Source organism: Streptomyces sp. NPDC002734 (genome assembly GCF_040295685.1).
Lineage (GTDB): Bacteria > Actinomycetota > Actinomycetes > Streptomycetales > Streptomycetaceae > Streptomyces.
This window is the reverse complement of the sequence record NZ_JBEOVU010000035.1, coordinates 1-25,972: the sequence shown is the minus strand read 5'-3', so window position 1 is coordinate 25,972 and position 25,972 is coordinate 1. Positions and strand designations below refer to the sequence as shown.

The 25,972-nt window shown below is 73.4% G+C and carries 21 protein-coding genes; 7 read left to right on the top strand and 14 right to left on the bottom strand.

Annotation, left to right across the window (positions count from 1 at the left end; translation table 11 throughout):
* Nucleotides 1–864: a DUF4097 family beta strand repeat-containing protein gene (locus tag ABT026_RS26210; protein ID WP_351117607.1), complete on the bottom strand. Its 864-nt coding sequence runs from the start codon at nt 862–864 to the stop codon at nt 1–3.
* Between the two features lie 275 nt (nt 865–1,139).
* On the opposite strand from ABT026_RS26210, the gene ABT026_RS26205 reads away from it, so the two are divergent.
* On the top strand, nt 1,140–2,033 hold the full coding sequence (locus ABT026_RS26205; protein WP_351117606.1) for a hypothetical protein: 894 nt from the start codon (nt 1,140–1,142) through the stop codon (nt 2,031–2,033).
* Between the two features lie 601 nt (nt 2,034–2,634).
* Here the strand turns inward: ABT026_RS26205 and ABT026_RS26200 are convergent.
* The 5 genes from ABT026_RS26200 to ABT026_RS26180 form a co-directional block, all read right to left on the bottom strand.
* Nucleotides 2,635–2,814 carry a DUF6104 family protein gene (locus ABT026_RS26200; RefSeq protein ID WP_003992906.1) on the bottom strand — a complete coding sequence of 60 codons (180 nt, stop codon included), beginning with the start codon at nt 2,812–2,814 and terminating at the stop codon, nt 2,635–2,637.
* A gap of 97 nt (nt 2,815–2,911) precedes the next feature.
* Nucleotides 2,912–6,706 carry a multifunctional oxoglutarate decarboxylase/oxoglutarate dehydrogenase thiamine pyrophosphate-binding subunit/dihydrolipoyllysine-residue succinyltransferase subunit gene (locus ABT026_RS26195; protein ID WP_351117605.1) on the bottom strand — a complete coding sequence of 1,265 codons (3,795 nt, stop codon included), beginning with the start codon at nt 6,704–6,706 and terminating at the stop codon, nt 2,912–2,914.
* A gap of 304 nt (nt 6,707–7,010) precedes the next feature.
* Nucleotides 7,011–8,066: a sensor histidine kinase gene (locus tag ABT026_RS26190; RefSeq protein WP_351117662.1), complete on the bottom strand. Its 1,056-nt coding sequence runs from the start codon at nt 8,064–8,066 to the stop codon at nt 7,011–7,013.
* A gap of 74 nt (nt 8,067–8,140) precedes the next feature.
* Nucleotides 8,141–8,902, bottom strand: a complete 762-nt coding sequence (locus tag ABT026_RS26185) for a response regulator transcription factor (RefSeq protein WP_351117604.1) — start codon at nt 8,900–8,902, stop codon at nt 8,141–8,143.
* Nucleotides 8,903–8,999: 97 nt separating this feature from the next.
* Nucleotides 9,000–9,737, bottom strand: a complete 738-nt coding sequence (locus ABT026_RS26180; protein ID WP_351117603.1) for a spermidine synthase family protein — start codon at nt 9,735–9,737, stop codon at nt 9,000–9,002.
* Nucleotides 9,738–9,910: 173 nt separating this feature from the next.
* On the opposite strand from ABT026_RS26180, the gene ABT026_RS26175 reads away from it, so the two are divergent.
* Nucleotides 9,911–10,735, top strand: a complete 825-nt coding sequence (locus ABT026_RS26175; RefSeq protein WP_351117602.1) for a lysozyme — start codon at nt 9,911–9,913, stop codon at nt 10,733–10,735.
* 104 nt (nt 10,736–10,839) lie between these two features.
* On the opposite strand, the gene ABT026_RS26170 is transcribed toward ABT026_RS26175, so the two are convergent.
* Together ABT026_RS26170 and ABT026_RS26165 are read right to left on the bottom strand one after the other, a co-directional pair.
* Nucleotides 10,840–12,450, bottom strand: coding sequence for a M28 family metallopeptidase (locus ABT026_RS26170; RefSeq protein ID WP_351117601.1), 1,611 nt, complete (start codon nt 12,448–12,450; stop codon nt 10,840–10,842).
* Nucleotides 12,451–12,748: 298 nt separating this feature from the next.
* Complete coding sequence (locus ABT026_RS26165; protein WP_351117600.1) at nt 12,749–13,552, bottom strand: hypothetical protein; 804 nt, start codon at nt 13,550–13,552, stop codon at nt 12,749–12,751.
* Nucleotides 13,553–13,957: 405 nt separating this feature from the next.
* Between ABT026_RS26165 and ABT026_RS26160 the strand changes: the two genes are divergently transcribed.
* The 5 genes from ABT026_RS26160 (at nt 13,958) to ABT026_RS26140 (ending at nt 20,096) form a co-directional block, all read left to right on the top strand.
* A complete protein-coding gene (locus tag ABT026_RS26160; protein WP_351117599.1) occupies nt 13,958–17,221 on the top strand; it encodes a sensor histidine kinase in 3,264 nt (1,087 codons plus the stop codon).
* The gene (locus tag ABT026_RS26155; protein ID WP_351117598.1) at nt 17,218–17,721 is read left to right on the top strand and encodes a roadblock/LC7 domain-containing protein; all 504 of its coding nucleotides are present in this window, start codon (nt 17,218–17,220) and stop codon (nt 17,719–17,721) included. The genes ABT026_RS26160 and ABT026_RS26155 overlap by 4 nt, the downstream gene beginning before the upstream one ends.
* Nucleotides 17,718–18,116, top strand: a complete 399-nt coding sequence (locus tag ABT026_RS26150) for a DUF742 domain-containing protein (RefSeq protein WP_351117597.1) — start codon at nt 17,718–17,720, stop codon at nt 18,114–18,116. Before ABT026_RS26155 ends, ABT026_RS26150 begins: the two co-directional genes overlap by 4 nt.
* Nucleotides 18,097–18,756: a GTP-binding protein gene (locus ABT026_RS26145; RefSeq protein ID WP_351117596.1), complete on the top strand. Its 660-nt coding sequence runs from the start codon at nt 18,097–18,099 to the stop codon at nt 18,754–18,756. The genes ABT026_RS26150 and ABT026_RS26145 overlap by 20 nt, the downstream gene beginning before the upstream one ends.
* A 107-nt stretch (nt 18,757–18,863) precedes the next feature.
* On the top strand, nt 18,864–20,096 hold the full coding sequence (locus ABT026_RS26140; protein WP_351117595.1) for a styrene monooxygenase/indole monooxygenase family protein: 1,233 nt from the start codon (nt 18,864–18,866) through the stop codon (nt 20,094–20,096).
* Between the two features lie 80 nt (nt 20,097–20,176).
* Here the strand turns inward: ABT026_RS26140 and ABT026_RS26135 are convergent, their stop codons facing one another.
* The 6 genes from ABT026_RS26135 to ABT026_RS26110 form a co-directional block, all read right to left on the bottom strand.
* Entirely contained in the window at nt 20,177–20,848 is a 672-nt protein-coding gene (locus ABT026_RS26135) for a hypothetical protein (protein ID WP_351117594.1), read from the bottom strand.
* A 102-nt stretch (nt 20,849–20,950) separates the two neighbouring features.
* Nucleotides 20,951–21,256, bottom strand: coding sequence for a DUF8847 domain-containing protein (locus ABT026_RS26130; protein WP_351117593.1), 306 nt, complete (start codon nt 21,254–21,256; stop codon nt 20,951–20,953).
* 74 nt (nt 21,257–21,330) lie between these two features.
* Nucleotides 21,331–22,269, bottom strand: coding sequence for an AurF N-oxygenase family protein (locus ABT026_RS26125; RefSeq protein WP_351117592.1), 939 nt, complete (start codon nt 22,267–22,269; stop codon nt 21,331–21,333).
* Between the two features lie 154 nt (nt 22,270–22,423).
* Nucleotides 22,424–23,875 (bottom strand): penicillin-binding transpeptidase domain-containing protein, encoded by a 1,452-nt coding sequence (locus ABT026_RS26120; RefSeq protein ID WP_351117591.1) that lies wholly within the window; start codon nt 23,873–23,875, stop codon nt 22,424–22,426.
* Complete coding sequence (locus tag ABT026_RS26115; RefSeq protein ID WP_351117590.1) at nt 23,872–25,350, bottom strand: FtsW/RodA/SpoVE family cell cycle protein; 1,479 nt, start codon at nt 25,348–25,350, stop codon at nt 23,872–23,874. The genes ABT026_RS26120 and ABT026_RS26115 overlap by 4 nt, the downstream gene beginning before the upstream one ends.
* A 42-nt stretch (nt 25,351–25,392) precedes the next feature.
* Nucleotides 25,393–25,758 (bottom strand): SH3 domain-containing protein, encoded by a 366-nt coding sequence (locus ABT026_RS26110; protein WP_351117589.1) that lies wholly within the window; start codon nt 25,756–25,758, stop codon nt 25,393–25,395.
* Nucleotides 25,759–25,972 lie beyond the last annotated feature (214 nt).

Sequence of the window (25,972 nt, the reverse complement as noted above, 5' to 3'; positions counted from 1 at the left end):
TCAGAGCACCTTCCCGGTAGGGGCGTCACTCGAGCTGTTGTCGGGAGCCTCGGGGTCCTGTGCGGCGGGCCGCCGGAGCAGGGCGATCGAACCGGAGACGGTGGTCGCCCGGATGCGGCCCTTGCCCGCGCCGAGACGGCCGGTCACCCGGCGCGTGCCGGGCCTGCCGCCCACTCTCAGGTCCTCGAAGGCGTTGGAGATGGAACCGGCGGCGGTGTCCGCGTGCACCTCCGCGTCGGTGGGCTCCGGGAGGCGGACGGCGATCTCGCCCGAGACGTTCGACAGCTTGAGGTCGGCGGGGCCGGTGCGCCCCAGGTCGATCATCACCGAGCCGGTGACGGACTCGGCCCGGACGGAAGGGCTGGAGCCCTCGACGACGGTGAGGTCGCCGCCGACGGAGCTGAAGTGCAGGTCTCCCGTGAGGGCCTGCGCCTCGACGGCGCCGTTGACCGTGGCCGCGGTGACCGGGCCGGCCAGGCCCACGAGGGTGGTGGCGCCGTTGACGCCCTGGACCTCGGTGCGGGCCTTGATGCCCGACACCACGGTGGAGGCGCCGACCGTGCCGATCCGCACGGCCGTACCGGCCGGGACCGCCAGGGACACCACGGCGCGGCGGCGCCAGGAGCTGCGGTTGAACAGCCGGTGGAAGTCCTTCCGGACGAGGTCGCGGTAGGACACCGTCAGCGTGCCGTCCTCGAAGGAGATGTCCAGGGGCTCCCCCTCGACCTCCGACACCTCCAGGCGGGCGCCGGGCTCCTCCGTGCCGACCACGTTCACGGCGCCGTTGACCAGGCGGATGTGCAAGGACGTGACGGGCTCGTCGAACGCGAGCTTGAGCGGCTCGGTCACGGACCACTCGGGCATGCGGACCTCCTCGACAGGACGCGGTGTATCGCGTCTTCTGTCAAACACGATATATCGCGGTGAGGGGAAGTCAAGGTGCTCTTTCGAGTGAGGTTGGAGTGGGTGAACAAAGGGGGAGGAATCGGCTGGGCCGGTCTAGCGTGGCGATCATGGTGAGTGAGTGTGCGGATGGGGCGAGTGGGACCGGCGGGGCCGACGGGGCTGGTGGGACGGGGTGGACCGGTGGGGCGGGGGCGTTGCTGCTCTGCCGGGCCGCGCCGCGGGTGGTGGCTCCCGTGGCGCGGTTGCTGCGGGAGCGGTTGCTGCTCGGCGGGGCCGGCACGGGATGGAGCGTGCTGGTGCCGGAGCGGACGCCGTGGACGGGGGCGGAGGACGGGGTGTCCGCGGGACGGGTCGTCGGCGGCTGGACGTCGTCGGCGCTCGCCGTGGCGGCGACCTGGCCGGTGCTGGGGATGTGGTGGGACGCGGAGGGCAGCGGGTTCGTGCTGGCCTCCGGGTTCCGCCGGGCGGTGGGACTGGTATGGCGGGAGGACGGGACGGTGGTGGGGGCGGGGGCGGCGACGGGCGGGTGGTGGGTCGGCGGGGACGCAGGGGCTGGGGTGGGTGGCGGCGGCGCGGGCGACGGCGGGGCCGGGAGCGGGGCCGACGCGGACGGTGGCGGGGCCTGGGCCGGGGAGGGCGAGGCGTTGGTGCTGGCACTGGTGGGGCGGCTCGGGCTGGACCCGGTGCTGGACGCGGAGCTGCTGGAGGGCCTGAGGACGGCGGACCCCGAGGCCGACGCGGGGGCGCGGCTGCGGGGGCTGCTCGCGGTGCTGACGCGGGCGGGGGTCGCGTTGCCGGCGGGGGTGGAGCCGGGAAGCCCCGCCGGGGCGTTGTGCGAGGCCCTGCGCGGGCGGGCGGGGACCCGGCGGCTGGAATGGCCGGGCTGGCGGGAGGCGGTCCTCGGGGAGCTCGACGTCGCGGGCGGCGGCCGGCTGGGGGCGTGGATGCCGTGGAATGGGGGGTGGCGGGCGAGAGGGCTCGCGGTGGGTCAGGTGGCGGTGGGTGTGCCGATGGTGGTGACCGGGGTGCGGAGAGGGAGGGCGGGGGTGGTGGGCGCCGGGGCGGTGCTTGTCGCGCAGGGGGTGGTGGGGGTGGCGTACGGGGTGCTGCACCGGGCTCGGGCGTGACGTCGGCCTTCACCGGGTGTGGAGGGGCGTCCGCCGTGCGGGGCCGCGCCTTGCCGTCCCCTTGTGGCCTGCACCGGCCGTCCTGGCTCCCGCAGCGCAGCCCGGCTCCCGCTGTGCAGCCTGCGTCGCGTCGGCGTCCACAGCTTGCCTCCCGCCCCTGCGGGCGGCTGGGCCGCCCGGGGGCGACACGGGCGGCACGGGCGGGCGCGGGCCCGAGCCTCCAGGGCGAGCGGTTCCACTCGCCTTGCGCAAGCTGACGGTTCCGTACGCACGTGAGCTTGCCGCAGCGCGAATCGGGCTGAGCCCCGGGGGCAGCACCGTTTGATCCCCCGACCCGCCCCCTCCCCAGGAGGGACTGAGGTTCCGTGGAGCGAGCCGTCTCGCGAGGACGTGGGCCCCTGCGCCCACCCGTGCCGCCCCAGCGGCACGATTGCCCGCAGGGGGTGGGAGCAGACGTGCGGTCTGCTCCCGGCAGCGGCCTTACCCGCAGGTGCCGGGAGCGGGTCACGCGCGGTCGGCACCCTGGACATCGGCCTCGCCCGCCCACAGAGGGAGGGGCGGACGGGGAAAGGGACGCGCCGCGCGGTCGGGCGGGAGGGGGCTACTCGTCGTCCTCGTCGTCGAGGCGGGCGAGCCAGGTGGCGAGGCGTTCGACCGGGACCTCGAAGTCCGGGTTGAGGTCCACGAACGTGCGGAGCTGCTCGGCGAGCCACTCGAAGGTGACCTCCTCCTCGCCGCGTCGCTTCTCCAGCTCCTCGATGCCGCGGTCGGTGAAGTACATGGGGTGGTGTCTCCTGCGCATTGGACGGCTACGGAAGAAAGGGTAAGGCCCGGACCGGGAACCCCGGGCCGGGCCTTACCTGGAGGGCTGGGAGGGCTTACGCCTCGAAGACCTGGTTGAGCAGCTGCTCCTGCTCGGCCTGGTGCCGCTTCGCGGAGCCGACCGCCGGCGAGGAGCCGTGCGGACGCGAGATGCGGCGCAGGCGCTCGGCGGCGGGGACGTCCGCGCCGACCTTCAGGTCGAGGTGGTCGATCAGGTTCAGCGCGATGAACGGCCAGGCGCCCTGGTTCGCCGGCTCCTCCTGCACCCAGAGGTACTTCTCGGCGTTGGGGAACTTGGCGATCTCGGCCTGGATCTCCTCGCCGGCGAGCGGGTACAGCCGCTCCAGGCGGATGATCGCCGTCTCGGTGTCACCACGCTTCTTCCGCTCCGCGTCGAGGTCGTAGTAGACCTTGCCGGCGCAGAAGACGACCTTGCGGACCGCGGCCGGGTCCACCGACTCGTCGCCGATGACCGGGCGGAACCCGCCCGTGGTGAACTCCTCCGCCTTCGACGCGGCGGCCTTCAGGCGCAGCATCGACTTCGGGGTGAAGACCACCAGCGGCTTGTGGTGCGGGTTGTGCACCTGCCACCGCAGGAGGTGGAAGTAGTTCGCCGGCGAGGTCGGCATGGCGACCGTCATGTTGTTCTGCGCGCACAGCTGCAGGAAGCGCTCCGGGCGGGCGGACGAGTGGTCCGGGCCCTGGCCCTCGTAGCCGTGCGGCAGGAGCAGCGTGACGCCGGAGGTCTGGCCCCACTTCTGCTCGGCGGAGGAGATGAACTCGTCCACCACCGTCTGCGCGCCGTTGACGAAGTCGCCGAACTGCGCCTCCCACATGACCAGAGCCTCGGGGCGGGCCAGCGAGTAGCCGTACTCGAAGCCCATCGCCGCGTACTCCGACAGCAGGGAGTTGTAGACGTTCAGGCGGGCCTGCTCGTCCGCCAGGTACAGCAGCGGCGTGAACTCCTCGCCGGTCGCGCGGTCGATGAGCACCGCGTGACGCTGACCGAAGGTGCCGCGCTGCGAGTCCTGGCCCGCCAGGCGGACCGGGACGCCCTCGAGGAGCAGCGAGCCGACCGCGAGGGTCTCGCCCATGCCCCAGTCGATGGTGCCGTCCTCGACCATCGCCGCACGGCGCTGCAGCTGCGGCAGCAGGCGCGGGTGCACGGTGATGTGGTCGGGGATGTTGACCTGCGACTCGGCGATCCGCTTGACGACCTCGCTGGAGATCGCGGTGGTCACCGGGACGGGGAAGCCGGCCTGCGGGTCGTAGGCCTCGGAGGGAACGGGCTGCGCGGTGGCCTCGCGGACCTCCGTGAAGACCTTCTCCAGCTGGCCCTGGTAGTCCTGGAGCGCCTGCTCGGCCTCTTCCAGGGTGATGTCGCCGCGACCGATGAGGGACTCGGTGTAGAGCTTGCGCACCGAGCGCTTCTTGTCGATCAGGTCGTACATCAGCGGCTGGGTGAAGGCCGGGTTGTCCGACTCGTTGTGACCGCGGCGGCGGTAGCAGATGAGGTCGATGACCACGTCCTTGTTGAACGCCTGGCGGAACTCGAAGGCGAGCCGGCCGACGCGGACGACGGCCTCGGGGTCGTCGCCGTTGACGTGGAAGATCGGGGCCTCGATCATGCGGGCCACGTCCGTCGCGTACATCGAGGAACGCGAGGACTCGGGGGCCGCGGTGAAGCCGACCTGGTTGTTGATGACGATGTGGACCGTGCCGCCGGTGCGGTAGCCGCGCAGCTGCGACATGTTCAGGGTCTCGGCCACCACGCCCTGGCCCGCGAAGGCCGCGTCACCGTGTATGGCGATCGGCAGGACGGTGAAGTCCGTGCCGCCCTTGTTGATGATGTCCTGCTTGGCGCGCGAGACGCCCTCCAGGACCGGGTCCACCGCCTCCAGGTGCGAGGGGTTGGCCACCAGCGAGACGGCGATCTGCTCGCCGTCCAGGCCGGTGAAGGTGCCCTCGGCGCCCAGGTGGTACTTCACGTCGCCGGAGCCGTGCATCGACTTCGGGTCGAGGTTGCCCTCGAACTCGCGGAAGATCTGCGCGTAGGACTTGCCGACGATGTTGGCGAGGACGTTCAGGCGGCCGCGGTGGGCCATGCCGATGACGACCTCGTCCAGGCGGGACTCGGCGGCCGAGTCGATCACCGCGTCGAGCAGCGGGATGACGGACTCGCCGCCCTCCAGCGAGAAGCGCTTCTGGCCGACGTACTTCGTCTGCAGGAACGTCTCGAAGGCCTCGGCGGCGTTCAGGCGGCGCAGGATCCGCAGCTGCTCCTCGCGCTCCGGCTTGGAGTGCGGGCGCTCGATGCGGTCCTGGAGCCACTTGCGCTGCTTCGGGTCCTGGATGTGCATGTACTCGACGCCGGTGGTGCGGCAGTACGAGTCGCGGAGCACGCCGAGGATGTCGCGCAGCTTCATCATCGACTTGCCGGCGAAGCCGCCGACGGCGAACTCGCGCTCCAGGTCCCACAGGGTGAGACCGTGCTCGGTGATGTCCAGGTCGGGGTGCTTGCGCTGCTGGTACTCCAGCGGGTCGGTGTCGGCCATGACGTGGCCGCGGACCCGGTAGGAGTGGATCAGCTCGAAGACGCGGGCGGCCTTGGTGACGTCGTCGTCGTGCGAGGCGTCGATGTCCTTGAGCCAGCGGACCGGCTCGTAGGGGATCCGCAGCGCCTCGAAGATCTCGTCGTAGAAGCCGTTCTCGCCGAGCAGCAGGTTCGAGACGATCCGCAGGAACTCGCCGGAGGCGGCGCCCTGGATGGTGCGGTGGTCGTACGTCGAGGTGAGGGTCATCACCTTGGAGATGCCCAGCTTGTTCAGGGTGTCCTGGGAGGTGCCCTGGAACTCCGCGGGGTACTCCATGGCGCCGACGCCCATGATCACCGACTGGCCGGGCATCAGGCGCGGCACGGAGTGCACGGTGCCGATGCCGCCGGGGTTGGTGAGGGAGACCGTCACGCCGGTGAAGTCGTCCATCGTCAGCTTGTTGTCGCGGGCGCGACGGACGATGTCCTCGTAGGCCTGCCAGAACTCGAAGAAGTTCAGCGTCTCGGCCTTCTTGATGGCCGCGACGACGAGCTGGCGGTCGCCGTTGGGCTTGACCAGGTCGATGGCCAGGCCCAGGTTGACGTGCTCGGGCTTGACCAGCGTCGGCTTGCCGTCCTTCTCCGCGAAGGACCAGTTCATCGACGGCATGGCCTTGACGGCCTGCACCATCGCGTACCCGATGAGGTGCGTGAAGGAGATCTTCCCGCCGCGGGCGCGCTTGAGGTGGTTGTTGATGACGATGCGGTTGTCGAACAGCAGCTTCACCGGGACCGCGCGGACCGACGTGGCGGTCGGCAGCTCCAGGGAGGCGTTCATGTTCTTCGCGACGGCGGCGCCGGGGCCACGGAGCGTGACGTACTCGGGTCCCGACTTCGCCTCGGCCTCGGGCTCGGCCTTCGCCTTGGCGGGGGCCTTCGCCGCGGGCGCGGCCGGAGCCGGGGCGGCGGCGGGCTTCGCCGGGGCGGGCTTGGCGGGCGCGGCCGGAGCGGCTGCCTGCTGCGGGGCGGCGGGAGCGGCGGCCTGCGCCGGAGCCGCGGCCTGCCGCGGGGCGGCGGGAGCAGCGGGCTGGGCCGGGGCGGCCGGGGCCGGCGCGGCGGACTGCTGGGCGGAGGAGCCCGGCTTGTAGTCGGCGAAGAAGTCCCACCAGGCGCGGTCTACCGAATTCGGGTCCTGGAGGTACTGCTGATAGATCTCGTCGACGAGCCACTCGTTGGCACCGAACGCGGCCGCGGGGTTCTTACCCGCCGAACCTGCGTCGGTCGAGACACTCGAGTTACTGGGGGACTGTGGCGACACGGCGGCAACCGCCCTCTTCCGCTTCACAAGGTTATGGACAGCGGGAACAAAGCTACGCCTCCCCGGCAGTGATGGTCAGGCCGGGCCCGGTCATCGTCACGCACATCACATCCGCGAGCGTGTTTCGGCGGCGGAAATGGCGGGAAACAACCGGGGTTCCCCTATGAAACAGGTGTGTACGGGTGCGACGGCGGAAGCCGCGCACGGCCTCCGCACGAGCCTGTTCCCCCCTTCCACGTGCTGACACGCCCCCACCGGCGCGAACGCCGATGGATCTTGAAGGGGTCTTGGTCCGAACTTTACGTCAACCCTCTTCCGGGATGTTTCCCGGAAGGGTGACGAGCATGCGACACCCGCGCTCGGATTCGGCCACCCTGATGCGTCCGCCGTGCAGTTCCACGGCCCAGCGGGCGATCGCGAGGCCCAGTCCGGTGCCGCCGTCGCTGCCCGGGCCGTGCGAAGGGGCGGCCGAGCCCCGGTTGAAACGTTCGAAGACGCGGTGCCACTCGGCGCGGGGGATGCCCGGACCCTCGTCCTGGACCTCCAGCGTCAGCGAGCCCGGATACGGGCCGGGGCGGGCCCGTACGGTCACCCGGCCGCGCGGCGGGCTGTGCTTCATCGCGTTGTCGATGAGGTTGGCGAGCACCTGGTGCAGCCGCTCGGAGTCGGCGTGCGCGCTCAGGTGCGTGGGCTGCACGTCCAGGTGCAGGTGGACGTCGCTGCGGGTGTGGGTGCCGGAGCCGGAGGCGAGGCCGGGGCGGGCCGCGGCGACCATCCCGGCCTCCTTGATGATCCCGGAGAGGTACGGCCAGACCTCGAAGGTGCGGGCCTTGAGCGGCACCACGCCGTTGTCCAGCCGGGAGAGGTCGAGCAGGGTGTCCACCAGGCGCCCCAGCCGCTCGGTCTGCCGCAGCGCGGTCCGCATGGTCTCCGGGTCCGCCTCGCAGACGCCGTCCACCACGTTCTCCAGCACCGCCCGCAGGCCGGCGATCGGGGTGCGCAGCTCGTGCGAGACGTTTGCCACAAGCTCCTTGCGCTGGCGGTCCTGCGCGTCCAGCTCGTCGGCCATCCGGTTGATGGCCCGGGACAGGTCGCCCAGCTCGTCACGCCGGCCCTCGGACACCCGTCGGCCGTAGTCGCCGTGCGCGATGGCGCGGGCGACGCCGGTCATGGCGTCCAGCGGCGCGGTCAGCGACTGCGCCACGAACTGGGTGATCAGCAGCGTCGCGATCATCGAGAACACCATGACGAACCGGAGCTCGGTGGCCGTCCGCACCGCTATCAGCAGGAAGCCCGTGGTGATCAGCACCGAGGCCACGACCAGGACGCACAGCTTGGTCTTGATCGAGAACGGCCGCATGGCCGCCCGCCGGGAGCAGGGCGGCCCGTGGGGTCTGCGCCGGCCCGTCGGTCGCCCGGCCACCGGGTCGCTGGTCATGGCGTCGGCGTCTCCAGGGCGTAGCCCACGCCGTGCACCGTACGGATGCGCTCCGCGCCGATCTTCCGGCGCAGCGCCTTGATGTGACTGTCGACGGTCCGGGTGCCGGACGCGTCCGCCCAGTCCCACACCTCGGCGAGCAGCTGCTCCCGGGAGAGCACCGCCCGCGGGGTGTTGGCCAGGCACACCAGAAGGTCGAACTCGGTGGGCGTCAGGTGGACGTCCTCGGAGCGGACCCGCACCCGGCGCTGGGCGTGGTCGATCTCCAGTTCGCCCAGGCGCAGCACGCCGGAACGCGGCGTGGCGGCGGCCAGGGCGGCGCGCTCCATGCGGCGCAGCAGCACGTGGACGCGCGCCGCCAGCTCCCGCATGGAGAACGGCTTGGTCATGTAGTCGTCGGCGCCGACGCCGAGACCCACCAGCATGTCCGTCTCGTCGTCGCGCGCCGTGAGCATCAGCACCGGCACCGGGCGCTGGGCCTGCACGCGGCGGCAGACCTCCAGGCCGTCGAAGCCGGGCAGCATGATGTCGAGGATCAGGAGGTCCGGCTGCCAGGCCTCCGCGGTGTCCACCGCGGCCGGTCCGTCGCCCGCCGTTTGCACCAGGAATCCCTCGGCGCGCAGACGGGCCGCGATGGCGTCGACGATCGTCGGGTCGTCCTCGACCACCAGGACTCTGCGCTGAGCGCCCTGGGTCGCCGTGCTTCCGCTCTGTGAGGTCGCCGTGCTTCCGCTGTGCGAGGTGTGTGTCTGCTCCATCGCCCGCCCCTGGTGTGCTTTCCGGAATCCGTGGGGTGATTCCCGTGCCTGCGGTCCTGGCACCGATGATCGGCGCCAAGGGGCAGCGTATGCGGATTCACCCGGCAAGAGCCATCCCGGGCCGCAGAGCCAGGTGCACCACGTCCGGAACTCCCCGGGCAACCGCGACCTCATCGGTACGCACCTGCCGGAACCCGGCATTCCGCAAGGTACCTTCGAATTCCGGGGAGGGCTGCGCCGACCAGACCGCCAGCACCCCGTCGGGCCGCAAAACCCGTGCGCAGGCCGCGAGTCCGGCCGGTGAGTAGAGGCTGTCGTTGCCCTCGTCGACGGTCCATCCGGGGCCGTTGTCGATGTCGAGGCAGAGTGCGTCCCACGTGTGGGAAGTCACATCCAGATAACGAATCAGATCCGCCTCGACGATCTCCGTCCGGGGGTCCGCGAGGGCGTCCGCGGTGAGGTGCCGCAGCGGCCCGGAGCGGTGCCAGTCGATCACCGCCGGCTCCCGCTCGATCACCGTGATCCGGTCCCAGCGGGTGTCCGCGGTGGCGTGTGCGAGCGAAAATCCGACGCCCAGCCCGCCGATCAGCAGACGTCGCGACCCGCGGGCTCCCGTCCCGTCGAGTCCGCGGGCGGCCGCGTCGACCAGGAGGCGCTCGGAGCGTCCGTCCGAGGTGTCCATCAGGAAGCAGCCGTTCGCGATGATCTGCAGCAGCGCGCCGTGACGGCGCAGCACGACCTCGCCGTGGGGCCCGGTGCGGCGGTCCACGACGACCGGTGTCTGGTCAGAGGTCTCGTTCTCCCCGTCCGGTGCGGGGGCGTGCGTGGTGGACATGCCGTCCATCCTGCCAAGGGCGGTGGCCGGATATCGGCGAACGGCTGATCCGCGGGCGCGGAGCGGAGGGAGGCCCCCTTTCCTGGGGACGTCTACGGGCGTAGCTTCGACGTGGCATCACTGACATGTCCGCGCCAAGCGGCAGGTCTCCCGTTCCCCCACCGGAGGTTCGCATGTCCGTGCTCAGACCCGCGCGCGCCGTACTCGCCGGCGTGCTTCTCGCGGCCCTCGCCGCGCTCACCGTCACCCCCGCCCACGCCGCCGGCGACGGCAGGACCAAGTACCCGGCCCGCGGCACCGCCCATCTGGGCATGGGCGTCCTCTCCCACGACGGGCAGCAGGGCGACCCCTCAGGCGGCCGGGCGGACGCCGTCCAGACCGAGGGCGTCGACGTCTCGGGCCACCAGGGCAACGTGGACTGGGGCTCGCTGTGGAACAGCGGCGTGAAGTGGGCCTACGTGAAGGCCACCGAGGGGACGTACTACAAGAACACCTCCTTCACGCAGCAGTACAACGGCTCGTACAACATCGGGATGATCCGCGGGACGTACCACTTCGCCACCCCGGACACCACGTCGGGCGCCACGCAGGCCAACTACTTCGTCGACAACGGGGGCGGCTGGTCCCGCGACGGCAGGACCCTGCCGGGCGTGCTGGACATCGAGTGGAACCCGTACGGGGCGTCCTGCTACGGCAAGACGCAGAGCCAGATGGTGGCCTGGATCCGGGACTTCGTGAACACCTACAAGGCGCGCACCGGGCGGGACGCGGTGATCTACACCGCCACGAGCTGGTGGACCGAGTGCACCGGCAACAACAGCGGCTTCGGCGCGACCAACCCGCTGTGGGTCGCGCGGTACGCCACCGCGGTGGGGACGCTGCCGGCCGGATGGTCGTACTACACGATGTGGCAGTACACCTCGACGGGGCCGATCGTCGGTGACCACAACCGGTTCAACGGGGCGTACGACCGGGTGCAGGCGCTGGCGCTGGGCTGACGTCGTCGGGCCCGGGCCCGGGCCGGTGCCGGGGCCGGTGCCGGCGTTCGGCACCGGCTCGCGGGCAGCGGGTGACGCCTGCGGGCGGCGGGCGACGCGCCCGGTCAGCGGGTGACGCCCGTGTGTCCCGGGTGGGGGCCCTCGACGGGGCGGCCGGTGGTCGCCGTGGTCCCGGCGGGCGCCGGGGCGGCCGCCGGGACGGGCGCGGTCAGGGGCGACAGGTCGTGGGCGTAGGAGCCGACGGCGTGGGCGATGACGTCGATGTTGACGTCGAAAGCCTTCATCGAGACGTTGTCGAGGTCGTCGCACGCCTGGTGGTAGCAGGGGTCGAAGGGCTTGCCCGCCGTGCCGCCGAAGAGGGCGGCCATCTCCTCGGTCTTCACGCCCTCCGCGCCGGTGAACGTCCCCCCGGCGGGGATGCCCGCCTCGATGAACGGGCCGTAGTCCGACCGGCCGTCGAAGTCCGCGCCGAGGTGGCGCAGGCCGCGACGGTCGAGGAAATCGTTGATCCCGCGCTCCAGCTGGGCGGAGCCGGCGGGGCCGGGGCCCTCGCCGGCGCCGTCCGAGTCGTCGCCGTCGTAGACGAACTGGGCGGCGTTGGGCGAGGCGATCATGTCGAAGTTCAGGTACAGCCGGATCTGCTCGCGTTCTTCGGGCGACAGCTTGGAGACGTAGTCCGTGGAGCCGAGCAGGCCGAACTCCTCGGCGTCCCACCAGGCGAAACGCACCCGGTCGGCCGGGCGGCGCTCGGCCCGCGCGAGTTCGAGGGCCACCTCCAGGAGGCCCGCGGAGCCGGAGCCGTTGTCGTTGACGCCGGGGCCCTCGACGACCGAATCCAGGTGGGCGCCGGCCATCACCGTGCGGGACGGGTCGCCGCCGCGGGTCTCGGCGATCACGTTGTGGGCGGTGCGCTGCTCGCGGCGCTCGCGCAGGTCGAGGGTGACGGTGGTCCCCGCCTTCGCGGCCGCGGCGGCGAGGGCCGCGCCGTCCTCGCGGGTGACGCCGCCGGTGGGGATCACGGCGGCGGAGGGGTCGCCGAGGGTGCCGCGCAGCGGGCCGTCCGCGTTGTTCACGATCAGCGCGGCGACGGCGCCGGCGGTGGCGGCGGCCTTCTGCTTCTCGGCGAACGAGCAGGCGCCGCGGGGGATCAGCACGACCTTGCCCTTGACGTCGTGCGGGGCGTAGTCGGACGGTTCGCAGCCGGGGGTCGCGTCCGCGGTCCCGTCGCCCCCGGTCTTGGGGGCCGGCGCGGTGAGGGGGGCGGTGAGGCCGCCCTCGGGGGTGGAGACGGTGTACGTCATCAGCGCCACGTCGACGTCCCGCGGGGGCGTTCCGGGGGTGGTGACGCCCAGCTTCTCGGCGAGGGCCTCGGCGTAGGTGAAGGTGAACGGGACGGTGGTGACGCGGTAGCCGGCCCGCTGGAGGGCCTTGCGGAGGTACGCGGCGGTGGCCTCGCCGCCGGGGGTGCCGGCGGCGCGGTTGCCGCCGTGGGCGTCGGCGATGCGTTGGAACGCGCCGAGGTGGGTGTGCGCGTCCCTCGCGTCGGCGGCGCGCACGAGGCGGGCGGCGAGGGCGTTCGCGGCGGCCGCGGGGTCCTTGGGTTCCCCGGGGCCGCCGGGGCCTCCGGGGTCCGGCGCGGGGGAGGCCGCGAGGAGCAGGGGGGCGGTGAGGGCGGCGGCCGCGGTCACGGCGGCGGCGGCTCTGCGTCTGCGCACGCGGGGTCCTTCCGGCGGCGGGGCTACCTTTCGCCATGCTCGCCCCGGCGGGGGGCGGCTGCAACGCGGGGGCGGCGGGGGCGGTACGGGGCCGCCTGCGGCGCGCTGACCGCGCCTGGGCCTCGCGGGGCGTGAGGTCGCGTGCGTACGCGCTGCCTGCGGCGGTGACCGCGACTTGGCCCTTGCGGGCGTGGGGTCGGGTGCGTACGTGCTGGCTGGGCCCACCCGTGCCGCCCCAGCGGCACGATTGCCCCCAGCGGGGTGAGGCGAAGCCTCCCGCCGGGGGGTGGCCCGGGGGTCAGAAGACGATGTGGGCGACCGTGGCGTCGTCGTGGGTCTTGGAGGGGCCCAGCAGGCGGCGGTCCTGTGCGTCGGCGCGTTCCAGTTCGCGGACCTCCGCGACGAGTGCCGCCGCCCCCCGGGCGTGGAGGAGGGAGACGACGTCGGCCCAGCCGCCGCGGCCGAAGACCTCGACCCACCGCGTCGCCCCGTCGGTGAGCGCGGTCAGGGACCGCACCCCCTCCCGCGGCGCGGAACCCGTGACGGCGCGTTCCGCGACCGAGGGGTCCGCCGCCGCGGTCCAGAAGCCGCCCTCCTTGTTCCGCAGCGTCGCGTCGACCACCGCCGCCGACCGCAGCCGCTCCCGGGGGATCCGGGCGAGCCGGTCGTCGGTCAGGGCGGTCACCGCAGGGCCTTCACCGTCTCCCCCCGAGCGCTCCACCAGCAGCACCGAGTCGGCCAGCACCAGGTGTTCCAGCGTCCCGGCGTCCCAGCGGGCGAGGGCCACCGTGGCTTGCGGCGTGCGCGGGTGAGAAAGGTCACAGCGGTCCGCGTGGGCCGCGGCCGTACGCGCGACGGCCGAGGCCAGCACCTCGGGCAGCGTGAGATCCCGCCGGGAAAGGGACAGTTCGGTCAGTGCCCCGCCGAGCCGGGCGGTGAACCACGGTACGGAGTGCGCACAGCCGGTCTCACCCCGTGGGGGAGTGACCCCGTCGAGCACCACCACCACGCCGCCGAGACCGGAGGCGGGCAGTCCGACGGAGACGAAGTCCTCGTTGGGAAAGCCGAGTTCGGAGGGCTCGGAGGCAAGTTCGGTGCGCATCCGCCCAGTCTGCACCCGCACGCCCCGCAGGCGGCTTCCGGGACAGGGGGAGCACCAGCACCTCCACCGTCACCCGGCGGAACTCCGCGTCGCTGCCCGGTTGGTGGGGATTGCGGTGCGATTGTGAAGGCGTGGCGGCGAATCCTGCCAAAGTCCGTGTCGGTCGTCCACCTGGGGCTCCGGACACCCGTCCGGACGACCCTGCGGGTGGGGGGCTGGAACTTGCCCCTCAACTACCCTCCGATGTTCACTCCTTCGGGTGGCGGGGCGGTTGATGACCGGTCACCGCCCACCGGCACTGGGAGGGTCGGACACCGAAAACCGGAACCGTACCGGGTGAGTGTCGCCCCAGTTGACGGCAGGTCACCCGGGCCTTGGGTACACGAGTCAGGAATGCGAGCACCGGTGCAGAAGACGCGGCCTCGGCGTACGGGCAAGAAGAAGGCCTCCCGCGAGGGCACGGAGAACTCGCCCACCCCCACCGGCACCCCGGGCGCGTCCGCCCCGGCCGGCGGCGAGGTGGGCCGGGGCCGGCCCACGCATGTACGCAACCGGCTCATCGTCGCGGTGGCCGTGGTGGCCGCCGCGGTCGCGGGAGCCGGCGCCCCCTCCCTCCTCTCCTCCGCGGGGCGGCTGGACGAGAGCAAGGACCTGGTCACGCTCACCCGGCAGACCCAGGACGCGCTGACCCTCGCCCACGCCCTCGCCGACGAGCGGGACGAGGTCACCCCGTACATCGCGGGGGGACGCCCCGAGTCGCGGGCGCCCTCCGAGCAGCGCGGCGCCCGGGTGGACCGGGAGATAGAGGATCTGCGCGAGGACGCGGACCTCCCTGCCGCGCTCCGGGCCGACCTCGACGAGATCGCGAGCGTCCGCAGAGCGGCGCTCTCCGGCAAGAGCAGCGCTCTCGAGGCGCACGAGGCGTACTCCAGGGCCATCGCGGAACTGCACCGCCTGGCCGGCGAGCTGGCCGACCGCATGCCGCCGCGCGCCGGGGCGGGCGCGCACGCGCTGGCCGACCTGGACACCGCCGTCCAGCAGGCGGCGGCCGCCCGCGGTCTGCTGCTGGCCGCGCTGGCGGTGCCGAGCACCTCCACCCCCGTCTACGACCCGGTCACCGGCACCACCTCCACCTCCCGGGTGTCCACCCCGGCCGACGCCTCCCGGCGCGACGCGCTGACCTCGGCAGCCCAGCAGGCCCGGGTCCGTTCCGACGCCGCGCTGGCCGAGTTCCGCGCCAACGCCCCCGAGGAGGCGGCGGACGCCTTCGACTCCACGGTCACCGGCCGGGAGTCCGAGACCGCGGGCAAGTACCTGCGGACCCTCACGGACCGGCCGGTACTGAACGACAAGGAACTGGCCACCGACCCGAAGAAGCTCTCCGCCGCGCTGTCCGCCCGCCTCGACCTGATGCGCGGCGCCGAGTCCTCGCTCTACGAGAGCCGGGTCAAGGCCCTGGAGGAGCTGCGCGCCGACGACGTCACCGAGCTGGAGATCCGCATCGCCGCGCTGGTCGCGCTGCTGCTGCTCGCGATCGGCATCGCCACCGGGCTGGCCCGCTCGCTGACCAGGCCGCTGGCCGTGCTGCGCCTCGGCTCGGCGCGTCTCGCGGACAAGCCGGAGGACGAGGAGCCCATCCGGTTCACCGGCCGCAAGGACGAGTTCGCCCAGGTCGTGCGCTCCGTCAACACCCTGCACGCTCACGCGCTGGCCCTCCAGGAGCGGATCAGCACGCTGGAGGCCGACCGCAAGCACCTGATCGGCGAGCGGCAGCGGATGGCCGACGCGCGCGAGGAGCTGCGCGCCGAGCTGAAGTCCGCGCAGGAGGAGCTGGACCGGTCGCAGAACTCGACCGAGGGCCCGTACGTCAGCCTGGCGCTGCGCATCCTCGGGCTGGTCGAGCGTCAGCTCACCGTCATCGAGGGCCTGGAGGCCCGCGAGGAGGACCCCGAGGGTCTGTCCACGCTCTTCAAGGTGGACCACTTCGCCACCGTGATGCGCCGCCACAGCGAGAACCTGCTGGTGCTGGCGGGCGTCGAGCACGGACAGCAGCACGCCGGGCCGGTCCCGCTGGTCGACGTGGTGCGGGCCGCGGTCAGCGAGATCGAGCGGTACGAGCGCGTGCGGATCGGCGCGCTGCCGCCGGCCGCGCACCTGGCGGGCTTCGCCGCCGACGACCTCAGCCACCTGCTGGCCGAGCTGCTGGAGAACGCCACCGCGTTCTCGCCGCCGGAGCTGCCGGTGGAGGTCTCCGGGTGGCTGCTGGAGAGCGGTGAGGTGATGCTCTCCGTGCAGGACGAGGGCATCGGCGTCACCGAGGAGCGCCTGGAGCGCCTCAACAGCCGCCTGGCCGACTTCGACCCCGAACAGCCGCACGCCCCGGACGGCGACGACGGCCTGGGCCTCGGCCTCTACGTCGTGTCCCGCCTCGCGCACCGGCACGGGGTGCGGGTGCGGCTGCGGGAGCAGAAGCAGGGCGGGGTCACCGCGGTCGCGGTGCTGCCCACGTCGCTGCTGGCGGCGGCCCCGGCCGCCGCTCCGGTCACCACCGCTCCGGTCGGCCGGCAGGGGGCTCCGACCTCGCTGCCGGGCGCCGACGCGGAGGCCAACTCCAACGTGCTGCGCGGCCGCACCGAGGCGAAGGCGGCCCTGCCGTGCGGCGCGGAGCCGGCCGCGGGGGAGGACCTGCTCGCCGCCGAGGCGGTGGAGGCGGGTCCCGCTCCGACGCCCCGGCCGCAGGCGGGGACCGTCTCGGGCGACGGCGACGCGCCCGGCGTGACGGCGCCCGTCGTCGAGCAGGCGAAGGACCCGGTGATCGCCGCGGCCGAGAAGGCCATCGGCGCGGCCGAGGCCGCCGCCGAGGCGGCCCGCGCCTCCGTGGCCGGGCCCACGGCCACCACCTCGGGCACGGCCACGCCGGCGGGGGCCGCCCTCCCGCCGGAGGCGCGTACCCCCGCCGCCACGGACGCCGGTGAGGACACCGCCGCCGAGGCGACCGGGACCGCCGCGGACGACGACGACGAGGCGGCCGGGACCGTCGCGGACGACGACGAGGTGGCCGACGCGGCCCGGGCCGGTGGGGACCGGCACGAGGCCGTGGCCGAGGAGACGGCGACCTTCCGGCTGCCCGCCCAGATGTCCGGCGAGGACGCCGAACGCATCGCCGCGGGTCACGCCGCCGACCACGCCGCCGACCGGCGCACCGACTCCACCGCCGGCCACCGCTCCGACCACGCCACCGACCACGGCGCCGGTCAGGGCGACGGCGCGGACGCCGACGCGGACGGGCAGGGGGCGACGGACCCGTACGCCATCGGCCCCGAGCGGCACGAGCGCGTCGCCGACGAGGCCGAGGCCGAGCCGGTGACCGACAAGGGCCTGCCCAAGCGCACGCCCAAGGTGGTGTCCGCCCCTGCCCCGCGCCCGCGCACGGGCGCGGTGGACGCCGACGCGCTGCGGCGCAGGCTGGGCGGGTTCCACACGGGATCCCGGGCCGGCCGCCGCGACGTCGAGGCGGAGCTGGCGGGGTCGACGGGCGGACCGGGTGCGCAGGGGGCGCCCGGACCGCAGGGGGAGGGACGAGGCGACGCCACCGGCGCGCCGGGCCCTCGTCAGGGGAACGCATCCGAGCAGGCCATGGGGGGAACCGTCGAGGAGGCAAGCAGTTGACCGCGCCCAGCACCGTCGGACTGAGCAGTGAGGCTCGCAACCTGCACTGGCTGTTGACCAACCTCGTCGAGGAGGTGCCCGGGCTCCTGTCGGTGGCGGTCGTCTCCTCCGACGGACTGCTCCTGCTCTCCTCCGACCTGGCCGACCACGCCCCGAAGGAGAAGAAGGACGCCCCCACCGGCCCGCGCGGCTCGGCCGCCGACCTGGCCACCGTGGTGTCCGGCATCGGCAGCCTGACCGTCGGCGCCTGCAAGCTGCTGGAGTTCGGCGGCGTCCGCCAGACCATGATCGCCATGGAGGAGGGCAGCCTCTTCGTCATGGCGATCAGCGACGGCTCCCTGCTCGGCGCGCACGCCGCGCCGGACTGCGACATGAGCGTGATCGCGTACCACATGGCGCTCTTCGTGGGCCGTGCCGGACACGTGCTGACCCCCGAACTGCGCGACGAGCTCCGTGACTCGATGGAACGGAAGGCCGGCGACGTGAGGAGCGGACGATGAGCGCCTCGAAACTCCCGGTGCGCGGCGGGGACCGCAAACCCGCCCGCGTGCGGCCCTACTCGCTCACCGGCGGCCGGACCCGCTTCGGCCACGTGCTGCTGGTGGAGACCTTCGTGGCGGCGCTGGACGCGCCCCCGGAGCGCAAGGAGCTGCCGAACGGCTCCCTCGTCGGCCGGGTGATGCCGGAGATGCGGGCCATCGTCGAACTCTGCCGCCGCATGCGCACGGTGGCGGAGATCGCCGCACTGCTCAAGATGCCGCTGGGCGTCGTCCGCGTACTGCTGAGCGACCTCGCGGACCAGGGAAAGATCCGCGTGTACGGGACCGGGCACCCCACCGGCCGTCCCGACCGCGCACTGCTCGAAAGGGTGCTCCATGGCCTTCGCCGTCTCTGACGCCAGGAACGCCGGCGTCCCCGAGGCCGTGCCGGCCGCCGTGGCCGACGCCGAGGAGGAGGTCCTCCGGCCGTGGCAGACCGACCGCAACCGGGCGCCGGTGGCCACCAAGATCCTGGTGGCCGGCGGCTTCGGCGTCGGCAAGACCACGCTGGTCGGCACGGTCTCGGAGATCCAGCCTCTGGAGACCGAGGCCCTGATGACGGAGGCCAGTGCCGGCACCGACGACATCACCGCCACGCCCGGCAAGACCACGACCACCGTGGCGATGGACTTCGGCCGGATCACCCTCGACGACGACCTGGTCCTCTACCTGTTCGGCACCCCCGGCCAGCAGCGGTTCTGGTTCATGTGGGACGACCTGGCCCGGGGCGCGGTCGGCGCCGTCGTGCTGGCGGACACCCGCCGCCTCAAGGACAGCTGGCCGGCCCTCGACTACTTCGAGAGCTGCGGTCTGCCGTACGTGGTGGCCGTCAACCACTTCGAGGGCAGCGAGCGCTTCGAACCGGAGGACGTCCGGGAGGCGCTGTCCATACCCTCGGCCGTACCGGTCATGGTCATCGACGCCCGCAGCCGGATCGCGGTGATCGAGACCCTGCTGGCCCTGGTCGGCCACGCCCTCGAGGCGCTCCCCGAATAGGCCCGTCCGAACAGGTCCTGCCCGAACAGGCCCTAACGAAGAGGCCTGTCCGTCACACCCGAGCACCCGGGCGCGTCCCCCAGCGTCCCGAGTAGGAGACATCCCGCATGCGGAAGATACTCGTCGTCGGAGCCGGCCAGTCCGGTCTCCAGCTCGCCCTCGGCCTTCAGCAGCACGGCTACGAGGTCACCCTGATGTCCAACCGGACGGCGGACGAGATCCGCTCCGGCCGCGTCATGTCGACGCAGTGCATGTTCCACACCGCCCTCCAGCACGAGCGCGACCTCCAGCTGAACATCTGGGAGTCCCAGGCGCCCCGGATCGAGGGTCTGGGCGTGTCGGTCGCCGGCCCCGAGTCGCAGCGCCTCATCGACTGGGTCGGCAAGCTGGACGGCCACGCCCAGTCCGTCGACCAGCGGGTCAAGATGGCCGGCTGGATGGAGACCTTCGCCCAGCGCGGCGGCCAGCTCGTCATCCACGGCGCCGCCGTCTCCGACCTGGAGTACTTCTCCCGCACCTACGACCTGGTGCTGGTCTCGGCCGGCAAGGGCGAGCTCGTCTCCATGTTCCAGCGGGACGCCTCCCGCTCCCCGTTCACCGAGCCGCAGCGCGCGCTCGCCGTGTCGTACGTCCACGGCATGGGCCCGCGCCCGGAGCACCCGGAGTTCGACGCGGTCCGCTGCAACCTGGTGCCGGGCGTCGGCGAGCTGTTCATCATGCCGACGTACACCCTCTCCGGACGCGCCGACATCCTCTTCTGGGAGGGCGTCCCCGGCGGTCCGCTGGACGTCTTCCAGGGCGTCAAGGACCCCTCCGAGCACCTCGCGCTCACCCTGGAGCTGATGGAGCGCTTCACGCCGTGGGAGTACGCGCGGGCCACCAACGTGGAGCTCACCGACGCGGGCGGCACCCTCTCCGGCCGCTACGCCCCGACGGTGCGCAACCCCATCGGCCGGCTGCCCGGCGGCGGCGCGGTGCTCGGCGTCGCCGACGTGGTGGTGGCCAACGACCCCATCACCGGCCAGGGCTCCAACTCCGCCTCCAAGTGCGCCGCGGCCTACCTGGCGTCCATCGTCGAGCACGGCGACAAGCCGTTCGACGAGGAGTGGATGCAGGCCACCTTCGACCGCTACTGGGACACCGCCCAGCACGTCACCAAGTGGACCAACGCCATGCTGACCCCGCCGCCGGAGCACGTCCTCAACCTGATCGGCGCCGCCGGGCAGCTCCAGCCGGTGGCCGACCGGATCGCCAACGGTTTCAACGACCCGGCGGACTTCGACAACTTCTGGTTCGACCCGGAGAAGACGGGCGCCTACCTGGCCTCCGTCAGCGGCTGACGCCCGGGTCCGCCCTCGCCGCACCACGACCTGACCGCCGCCCGGCCCCGTGCCGGGCGGCGGCGCGTTTCCGGAGGGCCTCAACTGCGGCCGGCCCCCGCGCGCCGCTCGTAGGCGGCCAGCGCCTTCAGCTGCGCGGGCGTCAGCGCGGCGAGCAGCTTCTCGATACGGCCCAGCTTGTCGCGGACCCGCTGGTCGGCCCTCTTCCGCTGCGCGGCCAGCACCAGCTGCCGGTCCAGCGCGGCACGTGCCCGCCGGGCCAGGTCACGCACCCGGTGCTCGCCGCCGGTGAGCCGTCCCACCGCGCGCGCGTGCGCGTCCGAGGCGCGGGCGACCAGCCTGCCCTCCTCCACCGCCGTCTGCGGGTCGCGGGCGAACAGCACCCGCAGGTAGGGCGAGAGGGCGCCCGCCGTGTTCCGGTACTGCGCCCGTGCGAACGCCCCGGCCGCCGCGCGGCTGTCGTCGAGGGAGAGCCGGGCACGGGCCAGCTCGGCGTCCAGCCGGGCCACCCGCGCCCGCTGCCCGCGCAGCAGCACGCCGGCGTCCTGGTACTCCTCGGCCGCCTGCCCGGCCTGCCGGTGCAGGGTGCGCAGATCGGCGAGGAGCACGGCGACCGGCCGCTGCCGGGCCGCGGAGGGCGGCGCCGGATCGTCCTCGGCGGCGGCCGGGGCCACCGGGGTCAGGGCGCCGGCCGCGACCGCGGCGGCACACAGCAGGCGGGGAACGCGCCCGCGCGACGGGCGTGCTGACATGACGTCACCTCCGACACGGGGCGGGACTTCCGCTCCGCACCGGCAGGATGGGTGCGCCCGTCACCGTCCGCGCGCCGGAGGTCGGCGGGCGGCGCAACGAGGTCACCCGTCGGTGGAACCGGGCCCGTCCGGCCGCTTCGGGGGACGACGGGACCAGGGCCATCGGGGGCGGCCCTCGTCGCCGGTCGCGTCGGGTACGAAGACGAACTTCCAGCCGACCGGCAGCCCCAGCCGGCGGCCGTGCCCGCGCGGCTCGCGCCGGTACACCAGGACGGTGGGCCGCCCGCCGTCCGGGTCGGGCACCGGGACCTTGTAGTACCTGGGCGGCTGCCCGGTCGCGCCCAGCAGGACGGGCAGCGTCCTGCCGTCCAGCGGGCCGCCCTCGAAGGGCGTCTCTTCAGTCTTCACCCCACCAGTGTCGCGGGTGGGGAGCGGAGCACCGGGCAGGGCCGCCACCGCAGGGTCGCCGACCCCGCGGCGGCTCAGGCGAGCAGGCCGGAGGTCTGCCAGAGCTTGCGGCCCACGCCGCGCAGCACGCCGATGTCGTCCAGGAAGTCGGTCAGCTTCTTCGCACCGGTCTGCATCACGTCCCGGCGGTGGCCGCTGTTCCTGACCTCCTCCATCGCCTGCCGCTTGTCGAGGCCGACGTTGGTGTACACCTCCGGGTTGACGAAGGCGACCGAGAAGACCCGCGCGAACTCGCCCGAGGTGACCCGGGTGAACTCCCGCGACCAGCGCGGCGCGGTCACCATCTGGCGGCGCAGCTCCTCACGGGCGTACCGGACGTGGCGCGCCTCCTCCACCACGTGGATCCGGGTGACGCCGCGGGTGAGGGTCTGGACCCGCTCGTCCGGGAAGGTCAGCCGCTGCATCCAGTCGAGGATCTCCTCGCCCAGGAGGGTGGCCGTGAAGGACCCCGGGGTGGTGGAGACGGTCTTGAAGAGCCGGCCCAGGTTCTGGTGCACGGGGCTGACCGGGTACTCCGGGCAGCCGGACCGCTGGATGAACCGGGCGAACATCTTCGAGTGCCGGCACTCGTCCTCGATCTCGGTGAGGGCGTACCGGACGTGGTTGCTGGTCGGATTCTTGTCGTAGATGTGCCGGCAGAGCAGCTGCATCAGGATGATCTCGAACCAGATGCCCAGCGAGCACAGGGCGGCCGCCTCGTGCTTGGAGAGCTCGATGCGCTGCTCCTCACTCATCCGCTTCCACAGCGGGGTGCCGTACAGCGACACCAGCTCGGGCGGCCAGAACCACTTGCCCTCCTCGAAGGGCGCGTCCCAGTCCAGCTCCTTGTCCGGGTCGAACGAGTGCTTCGCCGACGAGTCGAGCAGCCGCTTGGCCACCTGCTCGCGGTCCTTGAGCAGACCCAGCGCGTCGCGCAGTCCGGCGAGCGTGTCGGCGTCCGTCACGGTCGTCATGGCTCTCCACCTCGTCGTGCGAGTGTTACCGTCGGGTACACCCCTTATGAGACTGCGCGTCAGCAAGCGCGTCAATCCCCCGAACGGCACCGGTCACCAAATGTCCACGCGACCGAGGGGGGCCCAACTCGACCCGGTGGCAGTGCGGTTGGGGTCAGGGTGCGGCGAGGGCCGCCCGCATCACCGCGCGGGCGACGGGCGCCGCGACGTCGCCCCCGGTGATGTCGCCCCGGTCAGCCGCCGCGTCCTCGACGACCACCGCCACCGCGACCCGCGGTTCCAGTTCCCGCTCCGCCCGCGCCCAGGACACGAACCACGCGTACGGCGTCCCCGCGTTCCCCACCCCGTGCTGCGCGGTCCCCGTCTTGCCGCCCACCACCGCGCCCGGGATCGCCGCCTGGCCACCCGTGCCGTCGGTGACGACCCCCGTCATCAGCTCCCGCAGCAGCCGCGCCGTCGCCGGCCGCACCACCTGCCGCAGGCCCCGCGGGCCGGCCCGGCCGATCGTCGTGCCCCGGCCGGTGGTGGTCCGCTCCACCAGATAGGGGGTGCGCGTCATCCCGCCCCCGGCCACCACCGCCGCGACCCGCGCCATCTGCAGCGGCGTGGCCCGGGTGTTGTACTGCCCGATCGAGGACAGCGCCAGCTGCGCCGGGTCGACCCGCGGGTCGAAGGTGGAGCGGGCCACACCGAACGGGATCCGCAGCCCGTCGTCGTTGAATCCGAACGCCCGCGCCGTGCGTGCCATCCGCTCCGCGCCCACCCGGACGCCGAGCCGCGCGAAGACCGTGTTGCAGGACCACTCGAAGGCCTGCCGCAGGGTGGCGCCGCCGCACTCGGCCCGTTCGTCGGCCAGCTCGGTGTCCGTGCCCGGCAGCCGGTACGGGCCGGGCTCGCCCACCCGCTGGTCCAGGTCCCGCACCACCCTGGCCTCGAGCGCGGCCGCCGCGGTGACCACCTTGAAGGTGGAGCCAGGGGGATAGGTCTGCCGCACCGCCCGGTTGAGCATCGGCTGGTCCGGGTCCGCCAGCAGCCGGCGCCAGGCCCGCGCCGACGACGGCCCGTTGCCGGACAGGTCGGCCGGGTCGTAGGAGGGGGTGGAGACCATCGCCAGGATCCGCCCGGTGGCCGGCTCCAGCGCCACCACCGCGCCCTTGCGGCCGCCCAGCCCGTCGAACGCGGCCCGCTGCGCCTGTGGCTGCACGGTGGTGAGCACGTCGCCCCCGCTGTCGGCCGGGCCGCCCAGCAGCGGGAGCGCGGAGAGCAGGGGGTGGCGGCCGGTGAGGACGTCGTCCTCGGCGTGCTCCAGCAGGGTGGTGCCGTACGCCTGCGAGGCGAAGCCGGTGACGGGGGCGTACAACGGGCCGTCGGCGTAGGTGCGTTCGTGCCGCAGCCGCCCTCCGGTGTCGACCGAGCCGGTCACCGGGCGGTCGCCGACCAGGATGTCGCCGCGCGGGTGGTGGTAGCGGTCGATGTCGGCCCGCCGGTTGGCCGGGTTGTGCTCGTACGCCCCGCCCTCGAACAGTTGCACCCGCGTCGCGTTCACCAGCAGCGCGGCGAGCAGCAGCAGGCAGAACAGCCCGGCGTGGCGCACGGTCCGGGTCACGGCGCGCGCCGGCCTTCGGCGGCCGAGGCCGAGGCCGCGGGGGCGTGCCCCGTGGCGCCCGCGTCCTCCGCGTCGCCCGTGCTCCTCGTGGTGCCCGCGGCCTCCGCAGTACCCGCGTTCCCCATGTCGCCCGCCTCCTCGGCCTCCTCCGCGTCGTCCGCCTCGTGCCGGGCAGCCGCGTCGCCGAGGCGGATCAGCAGGGCGACGATCACCCAGTTGGTGACCACCGAGGACCCGCCCTGCGCGAGGAAGGGCATCGCCATCCCGGTGAGCGGGATGAGCCCGGTCACGCCGCCCGCGATCACGAACACCTGGACGGCGACCAGTGAGGCGAGCCCCACCGCCAGCAGCCGCCCGAACCGGTCCGGCGTCGACAGGGCGGCCCGGTAGCCCCGTTCGACCAGCAGCGCGTACAGCACGATGACGGCGCTCAGCCCGGCCAGGCCGAGCTCCTCGCCCGCCGTGGCCAGGATGAAGTCCGACTTGGCGGCGAAGCCGATCAGCACCGACTGCCCCTGGCCCAGCCCTTCCCCGAACAGCCCGCCCGCCGCGAAGGCGAAGAGGGACTGGGCGAGCTGTCCGGCGCCCAGCCCCGCCTCGACGGAGGCGAACGGGTCCAGCCAGTCGGCCATCCGCCCGCGCACATGCGGTTCCATCCGCGCCACGGCCGTCGCGGCGGCCGACAGCAGCACCAGCCCCAGCGCGATCCAGCCGAGGCGGCCGGTGGCCACGTAGAGGAGGATCACGAACAGGGCGAAGAAGAGCAGCGACGTCCCCAGGTCCCGTTCCAGGACCAGGATGCCGACGCTCAGCAGCCAGATCGCCACCACCGGCCCCCACGCCCGTCGTCCGGTCCCGGCGAGCGCCTCGCGGTGCGTGGCCAGGTGCCCGGCGAAGAACACCACCAGCAGCACCTTGGCGAACTCGGCCGGCTGCAGCGAGAAGCCGGCCATCCGGATCCAGATCCGGGCGCCGTTGACCGCGGGGAAGAACACCGGGAGCACCAGCAGCACCGTCGCGGCGATCCCGCAGGCCCGGGCGGCGGGCCGCAGCGTGCGGTGATCGCGCAGCAGCCACACCACGGCGATGAACAGCCCGACCCCCAACGTCGACCACACCAGCTGCGCGGGCGCGGCCCGCTCACCGGGGGTCTCCAGGTCGAGGCGGTGGATCAGCACCAGGCCCAGGCCGTTGAGCAGCACCGCGATGGGCAGCGGCAGTGGGTCCGCGTGGGGCGCCCGCAGCCGCACCACCACGTGCGCGGCCAGGGCCAGCGCCCCGAGCCCGGCGCCGTGACGGACGGCGTCGGGCGGGACGTGACCGGTGCGGGCCAGGCCGACGGCGCAGTAGCCGCACACGGAGAGGAACACGGCGAGGACGATCAGGGCGAGCTCCGCGCCCCGGCGGCTGACGGGCGCCGCCGTGGCGGACGGGGGGCCGGCCGCCTTCCAGTCCCGCGTGGCCTGGGTGGTCATGGGTCGGAACGTAGCAAGCGTGGGCCGTGATGTCCCGTTATGTCAGTGCGTCGGGCCGCACCAACGGGGCGCGGGACCGATGTTGTCGATGTAGCGGGCGGGGCCCCAGGCCCAGGTTCCGTCGGCGAGCAGGTACCACAGCGGGTTGCCGTCGACGGTCTCGCCGGGCGTCTTGCAGAAGATGTCGACCACCGCGCCCTGGGGGGCGAAGCCGATCACCTCGCTGCCACGGGTGGGTGAGGTGTGCAGCTGGAGCCCGCCGCGGGCGGTGACGACGCCCTGGTAGAACCGCTCCTCCGGCGGGGTGGGGTGGCTCTGCCCGGCGACGGCGGGCGCGACCCCGGCGCAGAGCAGGGCGATGGCGGCGGCGCCCGTGGCGACGCGGGACAGGGAACGGCGCAGGGCCATGCTGACCTCCGGTGTGTCGGACCCGTTACGTGGTGCCACGCTAGGCACGCCGGGGTCCCCCCGGCGCGCCGTGCAGCGCCGTCCGGGGGGTGTGCGGGGCTGGTGAGCCGCGGATTCACTGCCCTGGCAGCACGGATGGTCATGGACGAATCGACTGCCTCCGCGGCTCCCGCGCCTTCCACGGCTTCCACGGCTTCCACCGCCTCCGCGACGG